The organism is Vibrio sp. 14G-20 (assembly GCF_026241515.1).
In the GTDB taxonomy this organism is placed as follows: domain Bacteria; phylum Pseudomonadota; class Gammaproteobacteria; order Enterobacterales; family Vibrionaceae; genus Vibrio.
Genome location: NZ_JAPHPW010000010.1, coordinates 61,472 through 83,792 on the forward strand (window position 1 = coordinate 61,472; position 22,321 = coordinate 83,792).

Annotated in this window: 16 protein-coding genes; 12 read left to right on the forward strand and 4 right to left on the reverse strand. The window is 44.6% G+C overall.

Going from position 1 to position 22,321, the window contains the following annotated elements:
- Positions 1 to 9 precede the first annotated feature (9 nt).
- Positions 10 to 690 carry an urease accessory protein UreF gene (locus OQJ75_RS11180; protein WP_239849061.1) on the forward strand — a complete coding sequence of 227 codons (681 nt, stop codon included), beginning with the start codon at positions 10 to 12 and terminating at the stop codon, positions 688 to 690.
- Between the two features lie 48 nt (positions 691 to 738).
- Positions 739 to 1,377, forward strand: a complete 639-nt coding sequence (ureG, locus tag OQJ75_RS11185; RefSeq protein WP_017062498.1) for an urease accessory protein UreG — start codon at positions 739 to 741, stop codon at positions 1,375 to 1,377.
- A gap of 95 nt (positions 1,378 to 1,472) precedes the next feature.
- On the opposite strand, the gene xseA is transcribed toward ureG, so the two are convergent.
- Positions 1,473 to 2,819, reverse strand: coding sequence for an exodeoxyribonuclease VII large subunit (gene xseA, locus OQJ75_RS11190; protein ID WP_136974076.1), 1,347 nt, complete (start codon positions 2,817 to 2,819; stop codon positions 1,473 to 1,475).
- Positions 2,820 to 3,063: 244 nt separating this feature from the next.
- Here xseA and guaB point away from each other — a divergent pair, with 244 nt between their 5' ends.
- From guaB to OQJ75_RS11215, 5 genes are all read left to right on the forward strand, one after another.
- Positions 3,064 to 4,527, forward strand: coding sequence for an IMP dehydrogenase (guaB, locus tag OQJ75_RS11195; protein WP_265970846.1), 1,464 nt, complete (start codon positions 3,064 to 3,066; stop codon positions 4,525 to 4,527).
- A 378-nt stretch (positions 4,528 to 4,905) separates the two neighbouring features.
- Positions 4,906 to 6,459, forward strand: a complete 1,554-nt coding sequence (guaA, locus tag OQJ75_RS11200) for a glutamine-hydrolyzing GMP synthase (RefSeq protein ID WP_019820323.1) — start codon at positions 4,906 to 4,908, stop codon at positions 6,457 to 6,459.
- 315 nt (positions 6,460 to 6,774) lie between these two features.
- Positions 6,775 to 8,502 (forward strand): chitinase, encoded by a 1,728-nt coding sequence (locus OQJ75_RS11205; protein WP_265970847.1) that lies wholly within the window; start codon positions 6,775 to 6,777, stop codon positions 8,500 to 8,502.
- 275 nt (positions 8,503 to 8,777) lie between these two features.
- A complete protein-coding gene (locus OQJ75_RS11210) occupies positions 8,778 to 10,328 on the forward strand; it encodes a Na+/H+ antiporter NhaC family protein (RefSeq protein ID WP_265970848.1) in 1,551 nt (516 codons plus the stop codon).
- A gap of 437 nt (positions 10,329 to 10,765) precedes the next feature.
- Positions 10,766 to 11,359, forward strand: coding sequence for an acetate uptake transporter (locus OQJ75_RS11215; RefSeq protein WP_010440610.1), 594 nt, complete (start codon positions 10,766 to 10,768; stop codon positions 11,357 to 11,359).
- Between the two features lie 147 nt (positions 11,360 to 11,506).
- On the opposite strand, the gene OQJ75_RS11220 is transcribed toward OQJ75_RS11215, so the two are convergent.
- Entirely contained in the window at positions 11,507 to 13,054 is a 1,548-nt protein-coding gene (locus tag OQJ75_RS11220) for an alanine/glycine:cation symporter family protein (RefSeq protein WP_017069529.1), read from the reverse strand.
- Between the two features lie 380 nt (positions 13,055 to 13,434).
- Between OQJ75_RS11220 and OQJ75_RS11225 the strand changes: the two genes are divergently transcribed.
- Positions 13,435 to 14,232, forward strand: coding sequence for a hypothetical protein (locus OQJ75_RS11225; RefSeq protein ID WP_265970849.1), 798 nt, complete (start codon positions 13,435 to 13,437; stop codon positions 14,230 to 14,232).
- Positions 14,233 to 14,313: 81 nt separating this feature from the next.
- Here the strand turns inward: OQJ75_RS11225 and OQJ75_RS11230 are convergent, their stop codons facing one another.
- Together OQJ75_RS11230 and OQJ75_RS11235 are read right to left on the reverse strand one after the other, a co-directional pair.
- Positions 14,314 to 15,072: a 1-acylglycerol-3-phosphate O-acyltransferase gene (locus tag OQJ75_RS11230; protein WP_265970850.1), complete on the reverse strand. Its 759-nt coding sequence runs from the start codon at positions 15,070 to 15,072 to the stop codon at positions 14,314 to 14,316.
- A 196-nt stretch (positions 15,073 to 15,268) separates the two neighbouring features.
- Positions 15,269 to 16,207: a hypothetical protein gene (locus OQJ75_RS11235; RefSeq protein WP_265970851.1), complete on the reverse strand. Its 939-nt coding sequence runs from the start codon at positions 16,205 to 16,207 to the stop codon at positions 15,269 to 15,271.
- Between the two features lie 276 nt (positions 16,208 to 16,483).
- Between OQJ75_RS11235 and OQJ75_RS11240 the strand changes: the two genes are divergently transcribed.
- The 4 genes from OQJ75_RS11240 (at position 16,484) to OQJ75_RS11255 (ending at position 22,061) form a co-directional block, all read left to right on the forward strand.
- The gene (locus OQJ75_RS11240) at positions 16,484 to 18,196 is read left to right on the forward strand and encodes a class I SAM-dependent methyltransferase (protein WP_265970852.1); all 1,713 of its coding nucleotides are present in this window, start codon (positions 16,484 to 16,486) and stop codon (positions 18,194 to 18,196) included.
- Between the two features lie 58 nt (positions 18,197 to 18,254).
- A complete protein-coding gene (locus OQJ75_RS11245) occupies positions 18,255 to 18,983 on the forward strand; it encodes a DUF429 domain-containing protein (RefSeq protein WP_265970853.1) in 729 nt (242 codons plus the stop codon).
- Positions 18,984 to 19,065: 82 nt separating this feature from the next.
- Entirely contained in the window at positions 19,066 to 19,875 is an 810-nt protein-coding gene (locus tag OQJ75_RS11250; protein ID WP_265970854.1) for a M15 family metallopeptidase, read from the forward strand.
- Positions 19,876 to 20,180: 305 nt separating this feature from the next.
- Complete coding sequence (locus tag OQJ75_RS11255) at positions 20,181 to 22,061, forward strand: ATP-dependent zinc protease (protein WP_265970855.1); 1,881 nt, start codon at positions 20,181 to 20,183, stop codon at positions 22,059 to 22,061.
- The last annotated feature ends 260 nt before the right edge of the window (positions 22,062 to 22,321 follow it).

Consider the following 22,321-nt stretch of genomic DNA (forward strand, 5'->3'; position numbering starts at 1 on the left):
GAGCAGAGTATGAGCACAACAGAAAATGTCGCGATTTATCGTCTGTTCCAATTGATCAGTCCGTCGTTGCCGATTGGTGGTTTCACTTATTCGCAAGGGTTAGAGCTAGCGGTTGAAGCGGGGTGGGTGACCAATCGCGATAGCATGGAACAGTGGCTTAATACCATCGTTAGTTCTAGTGTCGCGACCTTGGAGTTACCTATCTTAGAGCGTCTTTATCATGCTCTAGAAAAAGGTGAACTCGATGAGATTGAGCACTGGTGTAACTACTTGTACTCAAGCCGCGAAACCAGTGAATTACGAGCAGAAGAAAAGCAGCGCGGGCATGCATTGAATACCTTGCTAAAGCGCTTAGAGATAGATATTTCGCTGGTGGACTCTGTTGATAGCCACCCAAACCAACTGTTGGGCATGTGTATCGCCGCTCAACATTGGGATATTGATTTAGAAAGCCTCAAGCAAGGTTACTTATGGAGCTGGCTTGAAAATATCGTTACGGCAGGCGTCAAACTGGTGCCTTTAGGCCAAACCGATGGGCAGTTGGCTCTGATTAATATCACTAACACCTTTCCTGAGGTGATTGAGAAAGCACGCACGATAGAGGATTGGATGATAGGTAGCTTTTCGCCTTCGATGGCACTAGCGAGTTCACTGCACGAAACACAATACACGAGGCTATTTCGTTCGTAGCAGTCAGCGCTAACGAGGTAGTAAGAAAAGAATATAAGGAAGTAGATTATGGAAAGTTATAAGCAACCACTTCGAATTGGTATTGGCGGCCCAGTTGGGTCTGGTAAAACTGCACTGTTGGAAGTGCTGTGTAAGGCGATTCGCGACAAGCTCAACATTGCCGTAGTAACCAACGACATCTATACCCAAGAAGATGCAAAGATACTGACACGAGCTGAAGCTCTAGAACCTGATCGTATTATTGGCGTGGAAACAGGCGGTTGTCCGCACACTGCGATCCGTGAAGATGCGTCGATGAACCTCGCGGCAGTCGAAGAGCTGGCTAAGCTACATAAGAACCTTGATGTGGTATTTGTAGAGAGTGGTGGCGACAACCTCAGTGCGACGTTCAGCCCTGAGTTAGCCGACCTGACTATCTACGTGATTGATGTAGCGGAAGGGGAAAAGATCCCACGTAAAGGTGGTCCGGGCATCACACGCTCTGATCTGTTGGTTATCAACAAGATCGATTTGGCACCGTATGTTGGTGCGTCACTTGAAGTCATGGAGCAAGACACACAACGTATGCGTCCAACCAAGCCTTACGTGTTCACCAACCTCAAAGAGAGCCAAGGGTTAGATTTCATCATCAACTTTATCGTGACCGAAGGGATGCTAACCATGAAGGAACCTTCTACTACTGAGTAGGGGGGAATCAGTTAGTTTTTTTAAGCCGTTAGATACTAAAAAGCCCTGTCGATTATCGATAGGGCTTTCTGGTTTCAAACGCGTTCAAGTCGAACTTAAAGCTCGCTCTTGGTGACTCTAGTAGTCACTTGCGACTCAATCACACCGTCTTCAACTTGAGTGGTGATCACTTCACCCACCTCGACATCGTTAATCGATGATACCGTCTTGCTCGATGCTGAATGAGTAATGCTGTAGCCACGCTTTAGGGTTGCCAGCGGACTTACGGTTTCTAACTTCTCTGCGGCCATAGCGAGCTGGTGCCGAGTCGTTAGTAACGTCTTATCCATCGCATCTAATAGCTTTTGCTCTGAACGTTGCAGATGCAGTTTCTGTTCGCCAAGGCGCTTCACTGGCGAGTTCAATTGAAGCTGGTGTTGTTTACGTTCAACACGCTGTGCATGCTGCTTTAGGTATTGAGTCATACCTCGACGCAAACGCATGTCTAGGTCATCAAGCTGCTGACTCTGCTTTTGCAGTTGGTAGCTCGGATGTTGTTTCTCTAAGCGGTATTTCAACGTTTGAGTGGATTGCGCTTGTTTGATTAACACATGACGAATCGCACTGACTAAGCGAGCACGTTTAGACGCGAAAGCTTGTTCTTTATGACTGTTATCACGGCTAACTAATTCAGCAGCTGCTGATGGTGTTGGAGCGCGCATATCTGCAACGAAATCGGCGATAGTGACATCAACTTCGTGGCCAACTGCACTGATAATCGGGATTTGGCTTGCTGCGATTGTGCGAGCTACGATCTCGTTATTGAAGCACCATAGGTCTTCTAATGAACCACCGCCACGACCCACGATCAACACATCACACTCATTGCGCTCATTGGCACGTCCAATCGCTTGTGCAATCTGAATAGCTGCCTCTTCGCCTTGAACCATGGTTGGGTAAACCACAACAGGCAATGAAGGATCACGCCTCTTCAAGACATCAAGAATATCAAATAGTGCCGCACCGGTTTTCGATGTGATAACGCCAACACGTTTTGGGTGTTCAGGAAGAGCTTGCTTACTTGATTGAGCGAACAGTCCTTCTGCGGCGAGGTTCATCTTGAGTTTTTCAAACTCTTGCTGAAGCTTACCGTCACCTTCTGGCTGCATGCTTTCGATGATCAGTTGATAGTCACCGCGTGGCTCATAAAGAGATAGGCGAGCTTTGACTAAAACTTGATTGCCGTTTTGAGGCTTAAAGGTGACTCGGCGGTTATTGCCACGAAACATGGCACACTTAACTTGAGCGCGAGAGTCTTTAAGCGTGAGGTACCAGTGACCAGAGACAGGTGCAGAGAAGTTCGAGATTTCACCAACGAGCCAGACTATTCCCATTTCGTTTTCTAATAGGAGACGAACCTCTGAGTTGAGGCGAGAAACAGTAAAGATGTTTGGATTAGTCATAGAAGCACTATCTTTCCTTGAAGGAAGGTCTTTCTTGGAATCTCACAGGGCGTGAGTATGGAAGATAGCGGCAATATAATACATAGCAAGGGGGTAAATGCAAATTAAAAATACAAAAATGTGTAGCCAAGCGATTTCGCCGTGCGTATAATCCGTCTGCAATATCAAATCCAAATCACTTTATTATGCGAAACGATAAAGTTGGGTTTACTCCTTTTAACACCTTTGTTGTGAGATATTGCAAATGCTACGAATCGCAAAAGAAGCTTTAACTTTTGATGACGTTTTACTCGTCCCAGCACACTCAACCGTTCTTCCGAACACAGCTGATCTTCGCACTCAGTTAACGAAAAACATTTCTTTAAACATCCCAATGATCTCTGCATCGATGGATACTGTTACGGAAGCACGCCTAGCAATTGCCCTTGCGCAAGAAGGTGGTATTGGCTTTATTCATAAGAATATGTCAATCGAGCAGCAAGCTGAAATGGTTCGCCAGGTTAAAATTTACGAAGCTGGTGTGGTTTCTCACCCAGTAACTGTAAGCCCTGACGCGACAATCGCTGATGTTGTAGCCCTTACTCAAAAACACGGCTTCGCCGGTTTCCCTGTTGTTACTGAAACAAACGAATTGGTTGGTATCATTACTGGCCGTGACGTTCGCTTTGTTACTGACCTTTCTAAGAAAGTTGATGTAGTAATGACGCCTAAAGCTCGCCTTGCTTCTGTTAAAGAAGGTGCAACTCGTGAAGAAGTTCAAGAGAAAATGCACGAAGCGCGTGTTGAAAAAGTTCTTGTTGTAAATGATGACTTCCAACTGACTGGAATGATCACTGCAAAAGATTTCCACAAAGCAGAACGTAAACCAAACGCTTGTAAAGATGAGCGCGGCAGCCTACGTGTAGGTGCAGCTGTTGGTGCTGGTGCTGGTAACGAAGAGCGCGTTGCTGCGCTTGTTGAAGCTGGCGTAGACGTTCTACTTATCGACTCTTCACACGGTCACTCTGAAGGCGTACTTAACCGTATCCGTGATACGCGCGCTGCATACCCTGATCTACAAATTATCGGTGGTAACGTAGCAACTGGCGCTGGTGCTCGTGCTCTTATCGAAGCTGGTGTTAGTGCGGTTAAAGTAGGTATCGGCCCTGGTTCAATCTGTACGACTCGTATCGTTACTGGCGTTGGTGTTCCTCAAGTAACAGCAATCGCAGACGCAGCTGAAGTGGCAAACGAATACGGTATTCCAGTAATCGCAGATGGCGGCATCCGCTTCTCTGGCGATATCTGTAAAGCTATCGTTGCTGGCGCATCTTGTGTGATGGTTGGTTCAATGTTCGCTGGTACTGAAGAAGCACCGGGTGAAGTTATCCTTTACAACGGTCGTTCTTACAAGTCTTACCGTGGTATGGGTTCTCTTGGCGCTATGTCTCAAGGTTCTTCTGACCGTTACTTCCAATCTGACAACGCTGCAGACAAGCTTGTTCCAGAAGGTATTGAAGGTCGTATCGCATACAAAGGTCGTCTAAAAGAGATCGTTCACCAACAGATGGGCGGTCTACGCTCAAGCATGGGCCTAACAGGTTCTGCAACTGTTGAAGACATGCGTACTAAAGCTGAGTTTGTTCGTATCTCTGGTGCGGGCATGAAAGAATCTCACGTACACGATGTTCAAATCACGAAAGAAGCACCTAACTACCGTTTAGGTTAATAATACGTCCAAACGTTTGAATAATGTGCTGATTTAGTCGGCACATGATTATACCAATCGTAGTAAATAACTGGTCATCCTAGCTTGTTAAAAAACTCGACAACTTTGTTAGAATTTTTGATTGTAGAATAACTACTTATCAGAACTCTTTGTCGAATAGAGCAGCCTTGTTCTCAAGCTTTTTTCCAACGCTATTCCTGAACACTTACTTACTGTGATTGGTATTATATCTAAAGCCTGTTTTGTTGAACGTATGATTTTTTCAAAACATTGCCTTACAGATAACCTACGAAAACGTTTGCTTTATTTCTTGAAGAGTTAATCAGAGGTGAGTAAACTCGCCTCCGTTTTATCACATAGCCAATAAGACTGCTTACAATGACTAAAAATATTCATGACCAACGTATTCTAATTCTGGACTTCGGTTCTCAATACACACAGCTAGTAGCTCGTCGTATTCGTGAGATCGGTGTTTACTGTGAACTTTGGAGCTGGGACGTAGAAGAAGCGGATATTCGTGAATTCAATCCAGACGGCATCATCCTATCTGGTGGCCCTGAAAGTGTAACGGAAGAGAACTCACCACGTGCACCTCAGTACGTATTTGATTCAGGTGTTCCTGTCTTCGGTATCTGCTACGGCATGCAAACGATGGCTGAGCAACTTGGCGGTAAAGTAGCAACGTCTACTGAGCGTGAGTTCGGCTACGCAGCGGTTCAAGTGACTGGCGAATCTGCACTTTTCGCTGACCTTGAGTCTACTCAAGATGTTTGGATGAGCCACGGTGACAAAGTGGTTGAGATCCCTGCTGATTTCACAAAGATCGCTGAAACAGACACTTGCCCATACGCTGCTATGGCAAACGAAGAGAAGAAGTACTACGGCGTACAATTCCACCCAGAAGTAACACACACTAAGAACGGCCTAAAAATGCTTGAGAACTTCGTTCTTAACGCATGTGGTTGTGAAGGTCTGTGGACTTCAGCTTCAATCATTGAAGATGCAGTTGCACGTATTAAAGAGCAAGTAGGTGACGACGAAGTTATCCTTGGTCTTTCTGGTGGTGTTGATTCATCTGTAGTTGCGATGCTTGCTCACCGCGCTATCGGCGACAAACTAACATGTGTATTTGTAGATAACGGCCTTCTTCGTTTAAACGAAGCAGAGCAGGTTATGGAGATGTTCGGCAACAAATTTGGCCTAAACATCATCAAAGTAGATGCTGAGCAACGTTTCCTTGACGCACTTGAAGGCGAAGCTGAACCAGAAGCTAAGCGTAAGATCATCGGTCACGTATTCGTAGATATCTTCGATGAAGAGTCTAAGAAACTGAAGAATGCTAAATGGCTTGCTCAGGGTACTATCTACCCAGACGTAATTGAGTCTGCAGCATCTAAGACAGGTAAAGCACACGTAATCAAATCTCACCACAACGTTGGTGGTCTTCCTGATGATATGGAAATGGGCCTTGTTGAGCCTCTACGTGAGCTGTTTAAAGATGAAGTACGTAAGATCGGTCTAGAGCTTGGTCTTCCATACAACATGCTTTACCGCCACCCATTCCCGGGTCCTGGTTTAGGTGTTCGTGTACTTGGCGAAGTGAAGAAAGAGTACTGTGATTTGCTGCGTCGTGCTGATGCTATCTTCATTGAAGAGCTTCACGCTGCTGACCTTTACCACAAAGTATCTCAAGCATTCACGGTATTCCTACCAGTACGTTCAGTTGGCGTAATGGGCGATGGCCGTAAGTACGATTGGGTTGTATCTCTACGTGCTGTAGAAACTATCGACTTCATGACTGCTCACTGGGCACACCTACCATACGACTTCCTAGGTAAGGTTTCTAACCGTATTATCAACGAAGTTAACGGCATTTCACGTGTTGTTTACGATATTTCTGGTAAGCCACCAGCAACTATCGAGTGGGAATAATCTCTTAGAGATTTAACCAGTTTTGATTAAGATCTTAAGCCTCGAACTCAGTTCGGGGCTTTTTTTTTGTCGATTCATTATATTAATTCATTATATTAATTCATTGTATTAAAGGCTTATGAGCAATACCTCGAAACCAAATGAGTTGGAAACTAGATATCAGCTCAAGAAACCATGAGACGCTTTGTTGTATTGAGCCATGTATCAAAAAGATCACTCGCACTTTTTATAAATTCACACAGCTACAGCTAGGCCATTTCACATGTGAAGCATACTCTTTGATGGACTTATTAAGGACAGATAAGAGAATCCATCATGTTAAAAATCAAATATTTGACGACAGTACTGGGCTGCACATTAGCAGCGCAAAGTCATGCGTCTTTGAACATTCAACCTGATCCGCAAAATCCGAATGGTTACCTTGTTGAAAAGTCGGCTCTACAAGCTGCTGAACAAGCGAAAACATCCGATCCTATGTATGCGATCTGGTCACAAGCACTTCAAACTCGCCCGAACACCATCGTTGAAGCGATTGAACCCGGTTCCCCCTCTAACCCTGAAAACGTAAAGCGTGTAGAGCGCGTGTTCCCTCAATCTGAATGGGACTTTCTCACTCAGATGGCAGCGCCAGAATACACCTACACTCGCTTCTTACGTGCGATTGGTAAATTCCCAGCCTTCTGTGGAGAGTACACCGATGGCCGTGACTCCGACGCCATCTGTAAGAAATCCATCATCACGGCCTTTGCTCATTTCTCACAAGAGACGGGTGGTCACATCGCGATCGATAACACCTCCGATAATCCATTAGCTCTCGAAGAGTGGCAGCAAGCGCTGGTGCATGTTCGTGAAATGGGTTGGTCTGAAGGCCAAGAAGGTTACACCACAGGTTGTGGTCAGAACGATTGGCAGAATGCCCGTTGGCCATGTGCTGCAGGGCAGGGTTACTTCGGACGTGGTGCCAAACAGCTTTCTTACCATTTTAACTACGGCGCTTTCTCTGAAGTGATGTTTGATGGTGATGCGACTGTGCTTCTAAATAATCCGGGCTTAGTGGCGGATTCTTGGTTGAACTTAGCTTCTGCTATTTGGTTCTTCCTTACCCCTCAAGCCCCTAAACCAGCCATGCTGCATGTTATTGACCGTACTTGGACGCCATCTCAGCGCGAATTGGATGCGGGTATTGGTTATGGCTTTGGTACCACAATCAACGTGATCAATGGTGGTATTGAATGTGGAGAGCAGAACAAAGATAAAGGCCAACCCGTTAACCGTATTCGTTACTGGGAAGGGCTAGCGGCGCACTATGAAATTCCTGTAGAAGCCGATGAAGCCAATACATGTTGGCAGCAAACGCCTTACGGAAGCTTGAATCTCAACGGCGCAACGGATGTGTTGTACACCAACTGGGATGGTAACTGGAAATACTACGCAGACCGCCCAGAAGGGTATTCATTTGAATGTGAGTTGGTTGGTTTCCAAACTGCTTACTCCGCGCTGGTGGATGGCGATTACGAGAAGTGTGTGACCAACTTTTATGGGTCACATGCGAGTTGGCCTGAAGTGAAAGTGGTCGATAAGCTTGATCCGGTAGACCCTGGTACAGATCCGGGTGGTAATGGTTGGAGTGCGACCAAGGTTTACAATGCGGGCGACCAAGTGACTCATAATGGCGCAACCTACGAAGCGAAATGGTGGACACAAGGGGATGACCCTGCCAATGGCGGCCCTTGGAAATTGGTTGCTGGAGAGCCTACACCGCCAGTCGTCACCGATCCTGCGCCTGTTGATCCTGCTCCGGTTGACCCTGCTCCGGTTGACCCTGCTCCGGTTGACCCAACACCAGTTGAACCACCTGTTATCGAGCCGCCTGTCGTCGTTGACCCATCGGTATTTATCACATGGCAAGCGGGTGTTAGCCAAGTGAGTAACGGTGATAAAGTGACGCATAACGGCAAGTGTTTCGTGGCTAAAAACGGCCCAGGTGTATGGGAAAGCCCTGTTCAGTCGAATTGGTTCTGGGATGAAATTAGCTGTAATTGATCGTCTGAATACTGAAAAGCGGTCTAACCGACGAGTTCAGTAGTACGACCATAATGATATAAATAATCAAAAGCCGAAAGTGCCTACTTTCGGTTTTTTTTTCGTTTCGAACTTGGTTATCTAAGAAGTTCGACTTGTCTATTTGGCTATGTTGAAGCGCAACTAAAGACTAATTATCCAGTTAGAGGATAAAGTTCTGTACAAATGGTGGTTGTGAATTTATATTCAAATTTAATTTATATTTATTCTTTTTATTTTAGGGTTAAGGTGTACCTATGGAACAGACAGATATCACGTCACTCATCCCCATTGTGATTACTTTGGTGTTGTCGTTGGCGACAAGGAATGTGGTGATAGGCCTTTTTGCTGGTGTGCTGAGTGGTGTGGCAATGCTGACTGGCATGTTTAGCGAACTTAACCCGCTTGATACGTTTGGTACCATGGTGAAAGGTTACCTAGTCCCTCAACTTACCGACAGTTACAACGCAGGTGTGATCATGCTGTTGGTGTTCATCGGTGGCTTTGTTGCTCTAATGGAGAAGTCGGGTGGTGGCGTTGCGTTTGCCAAGCGTGTTACCCAATGGGTAAGCAATAAATGCCAAGCTCAATTGTCAGCATGGTTGGGTGGAATCGTTATATTTTTCTCAGATTTAGGCACCCCTTTAATTGTTGGTCCTGTTTTTCGTCCTCTTTTCGATAAACTAAAACTTTCAAGGCAGAAGCTAGCATTCATCATCGACTCAACCTCGTCGCCTGTCGCTATTCTTATCCCTTTCATTGGGTGGGGCGTTTACATCATGAGTCTGATCCAAAAAGAGTTTACGGCGCTGAATGTCAATATGTCTGATTGGGATGCGTTCATCGGTGCGATTCCTTTTCAGTTCTACGCATTTCTCGCGATTTTCATCGTCCCTTTAGTGTCCGTTAAAGGTTTAGACTTTGGGCCAATGGCAAAAGCCGAGCGTGATTGCCAAGCGGGAATTAACTCTGGCGTGAATAACGAATCACTCAATGCGTTCTCGCATAAAAATGCAAAGGCATCTTTTGTTTGGGCACCGTTGTTAGTGATGCTGGTGGTGTTGTGTGCCATGTTGGTTCCTCAAGGCTTCCCATTCCAAAAGGTCGCGGGTTCATCGTTCAGAGCTGCTTTATCATCGGCTTACTTCTTTGCGGCGATTACCTTAATCTCGCTAATGGCTTACTACGGTGTAAGAAAGCTTTCAGATGGTGTTTCTGTGTACTTAAAAGGTATGGGAAACATGATGCCAGTCGCGATCATCTTGGTATTGGCTTGGGCATTAAGCACCGTTGGTAAAGAGTTGGGTGCAGCGGCTTATATTGCTGAGCAAGCACAGAGCGGCTTTCCATACTGGTTAGTGCCTGCGGTCGCGTTCTTGCTGTCTGCCATTATTTCATTCGCTACGGGCTCATCGTGGGGAACCTTCGCGATAATGATGCCATTGGTTATCCCAACCGCGATTGCGATAGATGCTCCACTACTCGTCGCAATTGGCGCAGTGTTGTCTGGTGGTTTGTTTGGTGATCACTGCTCACCGATCTCTGAAACCACGATTCTTTCTTCAACCGGGGCAGGGTGTGATCAGTTTGAACACTTTAAGACACAGCTTCCTTATGCGTTGATGAACGGTTCGATTGCTCTGATTAGTTTTGTAGTCGCAGGCTTTACGGGAAGTGCATTGGTTGTGTTGGGTGCTCTTGTTGCTCAGTTGATTGTCGTGACGTTGTTAGCCAAGCGCGATGCGAGTAAAAACGCTTCTTCAGAAGTTCAATCTCAAGTGTCTGAATCTAAAACACAACAAGCGTAATTTAATATGTCCAAGTAGGGACGAGATTCCAGATATCTCGCCCCTCAATTCTGGAATGACGATCCAATGAGTCGATACGGGATGCGAGTAAACGAGTAACGAAAAGCTCGCTCTATTATTACTCGTGTTTGCTATTTAGTTTCTCGCTTACTCAATCTAAACACGCTCTTCGTATCCCGCTTACTCGAATCTAAAGACTTTTTTCGCATCTCGTATCTCGTTACTCGCATCTTTTTTATAGCGTGATAGGGAATCTGTTTATTGATAGTTTCGGTGAATTAAATAAGCTGCTTATGAAACTGATTTTCCATAAGATCATTTGTACAATCTTAGTTTGCGATAACTGGATTACCTAGTTGTACGGTTTATAGATTAAAATTTTCTGATAACTTTTATTGTTTTTTTTTAATCAACCACTTTAATAAGGTAAATTCGCAATGTCGACCAAACTAGCTAACCCAGCGCCACTAGGCTTAATGGGTTTCGGTATGACCACTATTCTTCTTAATATCCACAACGCAGGTTTCTTTCCAATCGATTCAATGATTCTTGCTATGGGTATTTTTTACGGTGGTTTGAGCCAAGTTATCGTGGGCACAATGTGTTTCAAACGTGGTGACACGTTCGGTACAACTGCATTTACTTCTTACGGCCTATTCTGGTTGTCTTTGGTTGGTTTAATCGTGATGCCTTACATGGGCCTACCTGCAAGCCCTGCTGCATTCATGGGTTGGTACCTATTACTATGGGGTATCTTCACAGGCTTCATGTTCATCGGTTCTCTATGTTACCCAGTTGCGAAGCAAGTAGTATTCGGTTCACTAACTATCTTGTTCTTCCTGCTAGCCGCTCGTGATTTCACAGGCAGCGAACTAATCGGCACTATCGCTGGTTTTGAAGGTATTTTCTGTGGCGCTTCAGCTATCTACTTTGCAATGGCACAAGTAATCAACAACGAATACGGCCGCACAGTACTGCCTATCGGTGAGAAGAAAGCACCTCAAATGGCAACACAAGAAATCGCTGCTTAATACTCTAACTCGGGAACAGTTAGTTTGTTATAAGCCGTTTATTGGTTATGAATAAAACAAAAGGGGTTAGCCGAAATGGCTAACCCCTTTTTTATGCGTTACTAATAGCGTTATTTGTTAAAGCAATCCATTTTTTAAGGCACAAGCTTAAGCTGAAGGTTGCTCTACAGGTTTAGTGTCTGCAGCTTCTGCTTCAGGAGACTTGCCTGTTTTACGCTTGTACTTCTCTTCCCAGTAAGTAGCACCTTTAATGCCTAGTTTTACAGGGTTGAACGTGTACTCAGTCACACCTTGCTTTTGCTGTTCTTCGTAGTCAGCTAGAGCTTTAAGCGCAGGCTTAGACATGAAGAAGATGATCAGAATACCGACGATGTTTAACCATGCCATCAAGCCAACACCAACATCACCCATTGCCCATGCAAGGTTCGCTGTTTTAACTGTGCCATAGAAAACCGCAGTGATAAGAACAAGCTTAAGTACGAACATCATGCCAGGGATCTTGATGGTACGACGTAGGTAAGCAATATTCGTTTCTGCGATGTAGTAGTAAGCAAGAATCGTTGTAAATGCAAAGAAGAACAGAGCAAATGCGATGAATGGCTTACCAATGCCTGGTAGTGCACTTTCAATAGCAAGCTGTGTAAATACAGGACCATTCGCACCGATGTTTGCTGCTAGGTTCTGAACAAGGAACACACCCTCAGCGCCACCGTGAACGTTGTAAGCACCAGTGATGATGATCATGAACGCTGTAGCAGAACATACTAGAAGAGTATCGATGTAGATAGAGAACGCTTGTACCAAACCTTGCTGAGCTGGGTGATCAACACTTGCAGCCGCTGCCGCGTGAGGACCAGTACCTTGACCCGCTTCGTTTGAGTAAACACCACGCTTAACACCCCAACCAATTGCAGCACCGAAGCCTGCCATAGGTGTGAATGCATCACCAACAATCATTGCGAAAACCGTTGGCACTTGGCTGATGTTTAGCAAAATGATAACGAACGCGATGATGATGTAAGCCAATGCCATGAAAGGAACAACGATCTGTGTGAAGTTCGCAATACGTTTAACACCACCAAAGATGATGAAAGCAAGAATGATAGCAACAACAGTACCGGTGAAAATTTTAGCGAAACTGAATGTACCGACAGCTGTTTCAATCATATCACCTGAGCCAAATGCAGCTTCTACAGCATTACCGATACTGTTTGACTGAACACCTGGAAGCAAAATACCACATGCAAAAATAGTCGCGATAGCGAAGATCCATGCGTACCACTTCTGACCCATTGCTTTTTCAATGTAGTAAGCCGGACCACCACGGAACTGGCCTTCGTCTTCTTCTTTGTAGATTTGCGCTAGCGTTGATTCTGCGTAAGCAGTTGCGGCGCCAAAGAAGGCTACAACCCACATCCAGAATACTGCACCTGGGCCACCGAAACCGATAGCGGCAGCAACACCAGCAATGTTACCTGTACCTACACGGCCAGATAGCGAAACGGCTAGAGCTTGGAAAGACGAGATGCCTTTTGATGAGCTTTTACCCGATAGTAGCAAGCGCCACATTTCAAAGAAGTGACGGATTTGAACAAATCGAGTCATGATGGAGTAGAACAAACCTGCACCTAAACATAGGTAGATAAGTACTGGGCTCCAGATTATTCCATTCAAAAAATCAACGAATGACTGCATGAGTATTTTCCCTGTTAGTTTTGCTTATGATTGTTTTTCGAACAACACAATACTTCACTTGTAACCCGAGTGTTAAATTATTTAACTGCGTATTAGGATTACTGTGACATAAAGCAAGTTATTGAGGGTGTTTGTTAATGCTTAGTGCTAATTCGATAATCGTTCCATTTAACTTCATATGCAACTATGCCAATTTGTTGGTGATTTTCAGAGTGAATAAATATTGCGTAGAGTTAATTGACTGTTTTCACATGGAATTGTTACGGAATATTTCCTAATCCCCGTTCGTGAAATGGATCGAAATTCGCTTTTACTTGTATTGAGTAAATTCTATTCGCCTTCAGAATGTTAATGTTTTTTTATATACTTATGGAGCATTTATGAAGATATTTTATTATTTAATAATGGGGTGTTTACTGTTAACTGGCTGTGGAGGTGGCAGCGGAGGTGGTAGTGATGGCAGTACTGGTTCTGATGGGGGGAGTTTTAGTGGGCTGCCCGACCCAGGTGGAACATTAAGTGAAGATTATGATGTGAGCCAACTTCGAGCGCAAGCAACGTTTTCTAATAATACTGTTACAGATACAAGTATTGTTGTGACATTAAGCTATGAGAAGGATGCAACCCGTCTTATGTCTCTTACTGGGCTTGATGAAATCGAAGTTTTGGTCGACGGAACGCTAGTTGCCTTAACCAATATCTACGGCTCGCTATACTCTTACGATATGCCAACTTACGCCGCTACTTATGAAGTTATTTGGAAGCGTGATGGTGAGGTAGTTGCTGCAACTAGTTTTGATGGACAACCCTCTGCAATTCCATTGACTAGTACTTATGATGGCAGTGGTTATAATTACGCTTGGACTGAAGATTCTGAGGTTGTATACCGATTCGTGATCCCCTCGCTTTCTTGTCTTAATTCTGAAGGTGTTTACGAAACTTTCCATCATTGGGAAAATGATGATTTAAGTAAAAATGTAGTAACCGGAGGAGCATATTACGTGCCGCTTAGTTTGTTTAACAACTTTACTGAGGAAGAATTAAGAAGTAATTACCAGACATGTGATATATCGATTGATATCACTGGTGAGCACAAAGAAATTAATATTAATGACTCCAATAGCTTAATTAAGGGGATTGCTATGGGAGCTGGAGTGTCGTTAGAAACGATATTTTAACTAGTTTCGTGGCATAAGGAGTAAGCTCACAAATTACTTACTCCTTTTTTACTTAGGGGGAGTGATATCTAATCATCGGTACTATGTATCTTGTGAATCCAACTCTGGGTTTTGTTGCGCTTCCATACGAGCGACTTCAGCATCTAACTGTGCAATTTTTTCGGCCATCAATGCATGACAGCGATTCGCTAACTCTCTTGCGTCGCTGAGCTTGTACCCAGTCACATCGATAGGTTCCAGCATCTCGGTGATCACAATGCCATTATTAATTCGGTTGAGGTCAATCTTATTGTGCGTGGTGCTGGTACACATTGGGGTAATAGGTACGCCGGCTTCAATCGCCATCCGGAAAGCGCCCGTTTTGAATGGCAGTAGTCCACGCCCTTTACTTCGGGTTCCTTCAGGGTAAACCCAAACAGACAGATTTCTCTGATGGATCGCTTCTGCCACTTGCTTGATGGTATCGCGTGCTTTGGATTTATCTTCACGATTAATCAGAATGTTACCGGTGACCCAATACAGCAGCCCAAAGAAAGGCACATACAACAAATCACGTTTGCCTAAAGAAACGGTACGAGGCCTTAGCATTCCTGGGTCAGTCACAAAATCCAATATGCTTTGGTGGTTAGAAATGTAGACGCTTTTTTCTGATGTCGGTGCATTGCATAGGCCGCGCTGCACCAGTTTTACACCGACGATCTTTTGTAGCTGGTTGAACCAACGACAGAAAACGTACACATGCTTGGGGTTCTTGGGGCTAAACAAGCAGTAAACAAAAGCACATAGAGTGGTGAAAATAATAAACACCGTAGCCAAAATAATACGAAGAACAGCAAGCACAATTCACTCCTTACTCACCGCAGGTGGCAGTGATTAAATAGTTTTAGATGCTTGAAGTTTTCACTCTATTTAACCGAATTGCAACAATTAACTGTGATAGGGGGCTATTTTTAGATCTTTATATAAAACAAGGACTAACAATAGGTGTTTGACACAGTTATCGAGCTTACACGTGTTCACCAGTAATGGCTAATGATCACCAATATTGTTTATTTGGATCCGACTTTTCTACCCATTCAGGATCTTGGCGTGATTCCAAATAGAGCTGTAGGCCGTTATAAGACATGAAAGCCGCAGGGCCACCTAAGTGTTCGAAATAGTCAAAATAATCATCTTCGAGTGAACAAAGGTGAGCTAAATCTTTAACGTTATTCATCATTGCCCATTGAATAGCGAACACTGGAGCCGTCGAACCTGAAATGCTGACTTCTTCAACATTTGGGTTAAACAGTGAGTTAGCTTGTTCAAGCAATATCTCTTGTTGCTCAGACTCTTGCTGCAGCACCTCGTCGATGATCGCCAAGCGCTTGGTATTCGAGACATTCTTATTCAGCTTCGCAATTCTCAGTGCGTAGCTAAATCTTTCTGATGAAACAATATTGACCAGCTCCGAGAGCAGTTCTTTGTCTACGCCTGCTGCCTTGGTGAAATAGTCGATACAAGAATGGATTGAAGCATAACGAGTGCCTTCAAATTCAAAGCCACTGGTTTCGTCGTAGACCTCGATTACAATCTCATCAACCGATAAAGGCCAACCTTGATAGTCGACTCGTTGCTTGGCGATTTGATACATCTTCCAAGCACTGCGCCCAAACCCGCCAAGTGTCGAACCTGAAAAATCAGAATCAATAAGCTCTTGCTCCGTCCAGTTCTCACCTATGCCTAAGTGCTTAGCGTACTTGTCGATGAGTGCGTGTTTTATCTGATCGCGCACCGCCCAAATCGAAGTTAGATCTTTTGCATACCTAACACTCGCACACTCATTACAAGCCGGCAGTGCTATCGGTGAATGGCCAATCTTGGCAACAGCCTGAGCTGTCTTAGGGAATTCAACAAGGTTACTGGAAGGTTCACCACAAAACCAACAGGTGTGGCGCAGGTTGAATGGGATGTCTATGTGCGAGTATGTGTTCATTAGTCTTTATCGGCTAGGTGCTTGAGGCGAGTTAATCATCTTCAAACAATTATCTCTGTTCGCACGTCATCTTGCACCTTGTTTGTTTTTGTTTTTGTTTTTCTGATGAGACTGATTCGAGATGTGACTCTCCTGATGAGCTCATTAGGTGGATATTAATATAAAACAGTCACTAACGATAAATATTGCTCGGTGTGGCTGAACTTGCATGAGCTGCTAGCAATCGCCTAAGCTCCCCATTACTATTGAGATAGACTCCTTACCCCAATAGCGCATATGTCCTCATCGATTCCTTTTTACGATAAAAATGCTCACATACTTTGTGAACAGTACAATTCAGTGGCGTTCGAGACAGTGCATAAAAGCTGGAAGGCTTATTGGCCTCTAGAGGGCGATAAAGTACTAGATGTCGGTGCTGGATGCGGTCGTGATGCGCTGTGGATGCACAAGGCCGGAGCTGATGTTATTGCGATGGAACCAAGTGTTTCATTACGCGAACAAGGCTCGAAATATACAGGCCCAAGTGTTACCTGGATTGATGATTCACTTCCCTCGCTTAGCCGCACTGAAAACCTCGGAATGCGTTTTGACTTGATATTGGTCAGTGCGGTTTGGATGCATCTCGCTCCGTCTCATCGAGAGCGTGCATTTAGAAAGTTGTCTAACTTACTAGCTCCAAATGGCAAGTTGGTGATCACTCTGCGTCATGGGGAGTTTCAAGACAGTCGACAAGGCTATGAAGTCTCGATTGAAGAGCTCGAGCGTTTATCAAAAAACAGCGCCTTGTTGGTTCGTCATGTCGATGATAGCCAAGACACATTGAACCGCAGTGAAGTGTGGTGGCAAACCGTGGTGATGACATTGCCAGACGATGGCTCCGGTGATTTGAACAAGGTGCGCCACATTATTGTGAATGACAACAAGTCGGCCACATACAAGTTGGCTTTGTTGAGAACTCTACTGAGAATTGCTGATGCTCATTCAGGCGCTGTGATTGATCGAACTGATGGGAAAATTTCTCTACCAGTGGGCTTGGTTGCTCTGTATTGGGTAAGACAGTTTAAGCGTTTGATTGATATCGACATAGAAGGCGTCGGGATTCAGCAAAATAGCAACACAACGAAGGGACTTGGGTTTGTAAAAGAGGATGGGTGGAATAAACTCAAACACTTAAGTGCTGATGATCTAGCGATAGGCGCTATGTTTCTCGGCGATGAAGCTAAGGCTCTACAAAAGCTATTTTCACAAACGATCAGCACCATTAAATCAGGACCTGTGACTTTCATTTATCAAGGCTCGAAAGACAACCGACTATTCGATATATACCCACCTCACAAACGACGGAAGAGCCGAGAATCACTGGTCATTGATAGTGAGTTCTTAGAAAGCTTTGGTTATTTCACTCTCGATGAAAGCTTATGGGAGTGCTTTAGAATCTACCACTCTTGGATTGAACCACTGGTGGTGAATCAATGGGTCATGGAGATGCAGCGTTTCGAGTTGAACCGACAGCGAAGTATCTCACTACAGACTTATCACGACTGCTTGGTATGGATAGATCAAAACCATGATACTCGCGATGTGCGTAAACGTGTCGAGCAACTTAGATCTTATCGTGCCGACATTGTTAGCGTATGGAGTGGAAAATCATTAAAAAATGAGTATCACGTTGATCACTGTTTGCCTTTCGCTTACTGGCCAAACAACGATAAGTGGAACCTCTTTCCTACTACAAGCAAAGAGAACTTAAGTAAAAGTGACAAAGTTCCTACGGCTGAAAAGCTGCGCTCGTCTAAGTCGAGGATTCTAGAGTGGTGGCAACTCGCTTGGAACGATTCGGCTTATTTTGAACAACAATTCTTTTCAGAAGCCGCGCTTTCGTTACCTAACATACCAGCGCAGTGTCGAGACTTTGAAGAGGTGTTCGATGCAATGGGCTTGCAGGTACGTGGTGTAAAAAGCAGACTGCTGATTAGTGAGTGGCACTGATCATTAAGTGGGCTAGTTATCCCAAATAACCCTCAACAAAATAATCATCGAGAACATAATGAAATACACCGGAATTGATGGCTGCAAGGCGGGTTGGATCGCTTGGATTGTCTCTGGCAATGAGCCACCTACGTTCAAAGTGGTAAACACGCTCGATGAGTTAGTCGATGAACTTGCAGGTTCGACGACGTTAATCGATATGCCGATTGGTTTTAGCGATTCACTGACTCCAGATAGACTATGCGATAAAGCGGCAAGACGTTTTCTAACCAGCAAGCGTGGTTCCTCCGTGTTTCCTGTTCCGTGTCGAGAGGCGGTTTACCAAACCGATTACGTTGCGGCGTGCAGTGCCAATGTGGAGCAGCTTGATAAGAAGTTTTCTAAACAGACTTGGGGAATTGTGCCCAAGATCCGTGAGCTTGATGAGCTCATTGAAACTCATCCCAATCTTTCTATCAGGGAATCACATCCTGAGGTGGTGTTTGCAGCTTTGAAAGGCGAACCATTGACGTTTTCTAAAAGAACTCAAGAAGGCAAAGAGGAACGGCTTTCTATTATTCAGCAACTCGCCCCTCAATGGTGTGAAGGCTTGTCGTTGGCCATTTCAAACACTAAACGTAAAGAGGTCGCGATAGACGATATCTATGATGCGTTCGTACTTATGTTAGTTGCCTATTACGCTCCGCAATTATCGACCTTACCAGAGCCTTTTGATGTTGGTGGAGAAGCGGATGTCGACCAGAATGGACGAGTTCGAGAGATTGTTTATTGGAACAAAACGCGCTAACAAAGCGTGCGCTCCACTTGGCTTAATATGTTACTTTCCAACTCCTGCTACTTTTCACTCTTACTATTTTTGAGTCTTTGATATGAAACGTTTTATTGTCGGCTTGCTGGCCACTGTGCTTAGTGCTGCGAGTTATGCCCAAGTTGCCCCTATATCTCAATGGCAATGCGACATGATGAAAAAGAATAATGTCTTGAGCAGTGGGGCGCCTATTGGTTGTGAGCGACTATCCAAAGTAGATTTCGATTTCATTAATTTCAAAGGGGAAACGCAACAGGGCAATATGATCGTGCTTGATGTGGTTGCACCTGCTGTTGAACAAATCTTTTCAGAGCTCAAACTGCGCTATTTTCCTCTTCATTCTGCTCGCCTTATGCGTGAATTCAGAGGTGACGATAACGCCTCAATGGACGCGAACAACAGCAGTGCGTTTAACGCTCGTCCTATTACAGGCGGAGGAGGTTGGTCGAAACATGCGTATGGTGTGGCGATAGACATCAACCCAGTTCAAAACCCTTTCTTAGAGTTCGATAGCACCGGAAAAATCACGGTAAAGCCTTCACAATCTGCAACAAGCTATGTGAACCGTACTCGCTTTCGCGCTCGTGATGAAATTGAACGCCGCGGCATGGCAGAAGATGTGGTGGAGCTGTTTGCCCATCACGGATTTATGATCTGGGGAGGGGATTGGAATAGCCCGATCGATACTCAGCATTTTGAGGTCGGCTCAAGAAAGTTTGTTAACCAACTGCTCTCTAAACCACAACCTGAAGCCAAGGTGTTATTTGAGCGCTACGTCGAATCTTATCGACAGTGCTATCTCAAAAATAAAGGTGAGGACGCAGAAAAAGCTCGGGCTGTCTGCGCAAAGAAAACAGTAGGGACTTTTTAGTGCTATGTTTATCTAGAACCGTTTGTGTTTTAGCAAGTTAAACTCGCTTCAGGTGTGTTTTGAATAGCTAAGGTCAGCGCTCGTAGTTGGCCTTTTTTGTATTCATTTCTTCAATAGAACACCGAGCATTGAAAAGGTTATTGGGTATCCATTAGTCAATAATCGATAAGCGAATGCAGCGCAAAGTCATCGGTTTGTCATTAAAAAACTCATAGCGTTAACGTTATGTGAGAACCATTGCTGGTGGGGGAACTCTTCGCTGAAACGCCAGTATTATTAGTGAACTGATCATAACGGACCAACTAATGAAAAAGATACCTTTGGCTCTAACTCTTTTAAGCACTCTACTTTTTTCACAATACACTTTGGCTATTGATACTTCACATACCACTCAAAATCCGACTTACGAACTCGATGGTAAGGCGGTATTAGGCCGCACTGAGAACGTGTACCTATCTAGCGTTCAAGGGTTAAAAGACGTTCCTTTCATTGGTAAAATTGATACTGGTGCGGAAACCACTTCTATGCATGCTGAAGACATTCATGTGAAGAGCTCTAATGCTGACTACCAAAACCTCAAAGACAGAGAGTTGATGGCGGCGTTAACCGAAGACCTGTTGAATAATTCCGATGTTGATTACGATGATTGGGATGGCAGCACTTTTGCGAAATATGAGGCTGTGGTGTCTTTTAAGGTTCAAAACCCACGCACGGGAGACATGGTATTAATCGAAGCGCCTTTAGAGCGTGTCAGCATGATACGCAGCCGCACTAGCAGCACGCCTTTACTTCGTCCTACCGTAAAAATGTCGCTCACCATTGCGGATCAAGAATTAAAAACCGATGTTAACCTGACTGACAGAAGTCACTTCTCTGCGCCAGTATTGATCGGCAAAACCTTCCTTGCGGATAACGCACTGGTGTTTGCGGGCTACGACTACTTACAAGAGCAAGAGAACGCAACGGTGGTTGGCCGTAAAGAAGTGGTTTCTATCTCTGGAATGGCGATGAATGCGACTTTCTCTTTAAAGAACCGCTACAGCATTTTGCATGCAAAAGACATCGACATAGACAAAAAGAACAAAGAAGTGACGTTTGATATGTTCGACAACGATGGTAAGCAGAAAGAGATGACACTGCCATTAGTTCGTATGTTAAGCGTGAGTGGTAAAAAGAGACCTCTGGTATATGTACCAGTCCAACTCGATGAAAACACAACCAAAGACGTTCTGGTGTATTTACGTGACCGTTCTAGCAGTGAGTCACAGTTGAGGTTTGGTACAAGCACCGCCAGCGAACTCTTCATGATTGACACCAGTGCTGAGAATATTTTATCAGAAGGTTCAGAGAACTTTAGTGATGTGGCTGAGTCTGGTGAGCCTATGATTATCTCGCCGGAAGAGGACATCACCCTAGATGACTTCCCGCTTAAGGCCGTGGCTTCCTTCACTGTCAATACGCCTTTGTTGAAGGTCGACAGTTTTGAAATGACAGGTAAAGGCAAAGATGCTTCCGTTGAATTTTATCTTACGGATGTAAATGGTGAGAAGCAGAAGGTGACCAAGCCAATTATTAAGAAGCTTAAAGTCGGGGATGATACTCGTCCGGTTGTAAGTGGTGAGTTTGCGGTGTCTGGAAAAGTGCGTACGCAAGAGTTTGCCATCGACGTGCTCAATACGAATGAGAAAGAAGCGTACTTTATTTTAGGTAAGAAGATGGCAAAAGAAGGCGTTTACGTTAATACACGTTCTGATTACCTTCTGAAAGCCGAACCACTGTTTAAAGTTGGGCACATCGAAGTCGTTGAAGTGAACGGCATGAAGTTTCCGGCCAAGCTCGACACTGGCGCGGATGTAAGCTCAATGAACGCAGTCAACATCAAACGATTTAAGAAAGACGGCCAAGACATGGTGAGCTTTACTTATCAAAACAACCAAGGTGATAAGCAAGATTTCACCAAGCCAGTGATTGATGTAATGCGCATTAAAGCCAAGAAAGGCGAGAAGGTGAACATTCGCCCTGTAGTAGAAATGAAGGTTAAGCTCGGAGACCTAGAGAAAGAGGTGAGGGTAAACCTTCAAGACCGCTCTCGCTTCGAATACAGCATGATCCTAGGCAAGAACTTCCTGAAACATGGTGCGGTAGTGAGTAGTGATGAAGATTACTTGTTAGGTGATATGGAGTAACCCCTAAACTTATCTAAGTTCGTATCAGAACAGTTCTAAACAGCCACACATTTCATTAATGGGATGCGTGGCTTTTTGTTGAGAGTCTGTTTTTGATGTTGATGTTGTTAGGTAAGTGTTTGTTATAAAGAGCTTTATCTTCTAATGTGTAAGGTTCAGACAAACAAAAAGGGCCAACTCTTTCCTAACATTTGGCGGGAGTTGGGCATATGTCCATCCCATACCAGCAAGGCTCTTGGAGTGTTAACTCTAATTTTATG

Bases quoted from the DNA above. Each gene is read 5' to 3' on its own strand.
- OQJ75_RS11250 (WP_265970854.1), top strand. From the start codon at position 19,066: ATGAAACGTTTTATTGTCGGCTTGCTGGCCACTGTGCTTAGTGCTGCG.
- xseA (WP_136974076.1), bottom strand. From the start codon at position 2,819: ATGACTAATCCAAACATCTTTACTGTTTCTCGCCTCAACTCAGAGGTT.
- guaB (WP_265970846.1), top strand. From the start codon at position 3,064: ATGCTACGAATCGCAAAAGAAGCTTTAACTTTTGATGACGTTTTACTC.
- OQJ75_RS11235 (WP_265970851.1), bottom strand. From the start codon at position 16,207: ATGAACACATACTCGCACATAGACATCCCATTCAACCTGCGCCACACC.
- ureG (WP_017062498.1), top strand. From the start codon at position 739: ATGGAAAGTTATAAGCAACCACTTCGAATTGGTATTGGCGGCCCAGTT.
- OQJ75_RS11225 (WP_265970849.1), top strand. From the start codon at position 13,435: ATGAAGATATTTTATTATTTAATAATGGGGTGTTTACTGTTAACTGGC.
- OQJ75_RS11240 (WP_265970852.1), top strand. From the start codon at position 16,484: ATGTCCTCATCGATTCCTTTTTACGATAAAAATGCTCACATACTTTGT.
- OQJ75_RS11220 (WP_017069529.1), bottom strand. From the start codon at position 13,054: ATGCAGTCATTCGTTGATTTTTTGAATGGAATAATCTGGAGCCCAGTA.
- guaA (WP_019820323.1), top strand. From the start codon at position 4,906: ATGACTAAAAATATTCATGACCAACGTATTCTAATTCTGGACTTCGGT.
- OQJ75_RS11215 (WP_010440610.1), top strand. From the start codon at position 10,766: ATGTCGACCAAACTAGCTAACCCAGCGCCACTAGGCTTAATGGGTTTC.
- OQJ75_RS11245 (WP_265970853.1), top strand. From the start codon at position 18,255: ATGAAATACACCGGAATTGATGGCTGCAAGGCGGGTTGGATCGCTTGG.
- OQJ75_RS11210 (WP_265970848.1), top strand. From the start codon at position 8,778: ATGGAACAGACAGATATCACGTCACTCATCCCCATTGTGATTACTTTG.
- OQJ75_RS11205 (WP_265970847.1), top strand. From the start codon at position 6,775: ATGTTAAAAATCAAATATTTGACGACAGTACTGGGCTGCACATTAGCA.
- OQJ75_RS11180 (WP_239849061.1), top strand. From the start codon at position 10: ATGAGCACAACAGAAAATGTCGCGATTTATCGTCTGTTCCAATTGATC.
- OQJ75_RS11255 (WP_265970855.1), top strand. From the start codon at position 20,181: ATGAAAAAGATACCTTTGGCTCTAACTCTTTTAAGCACTCTACTTTTT.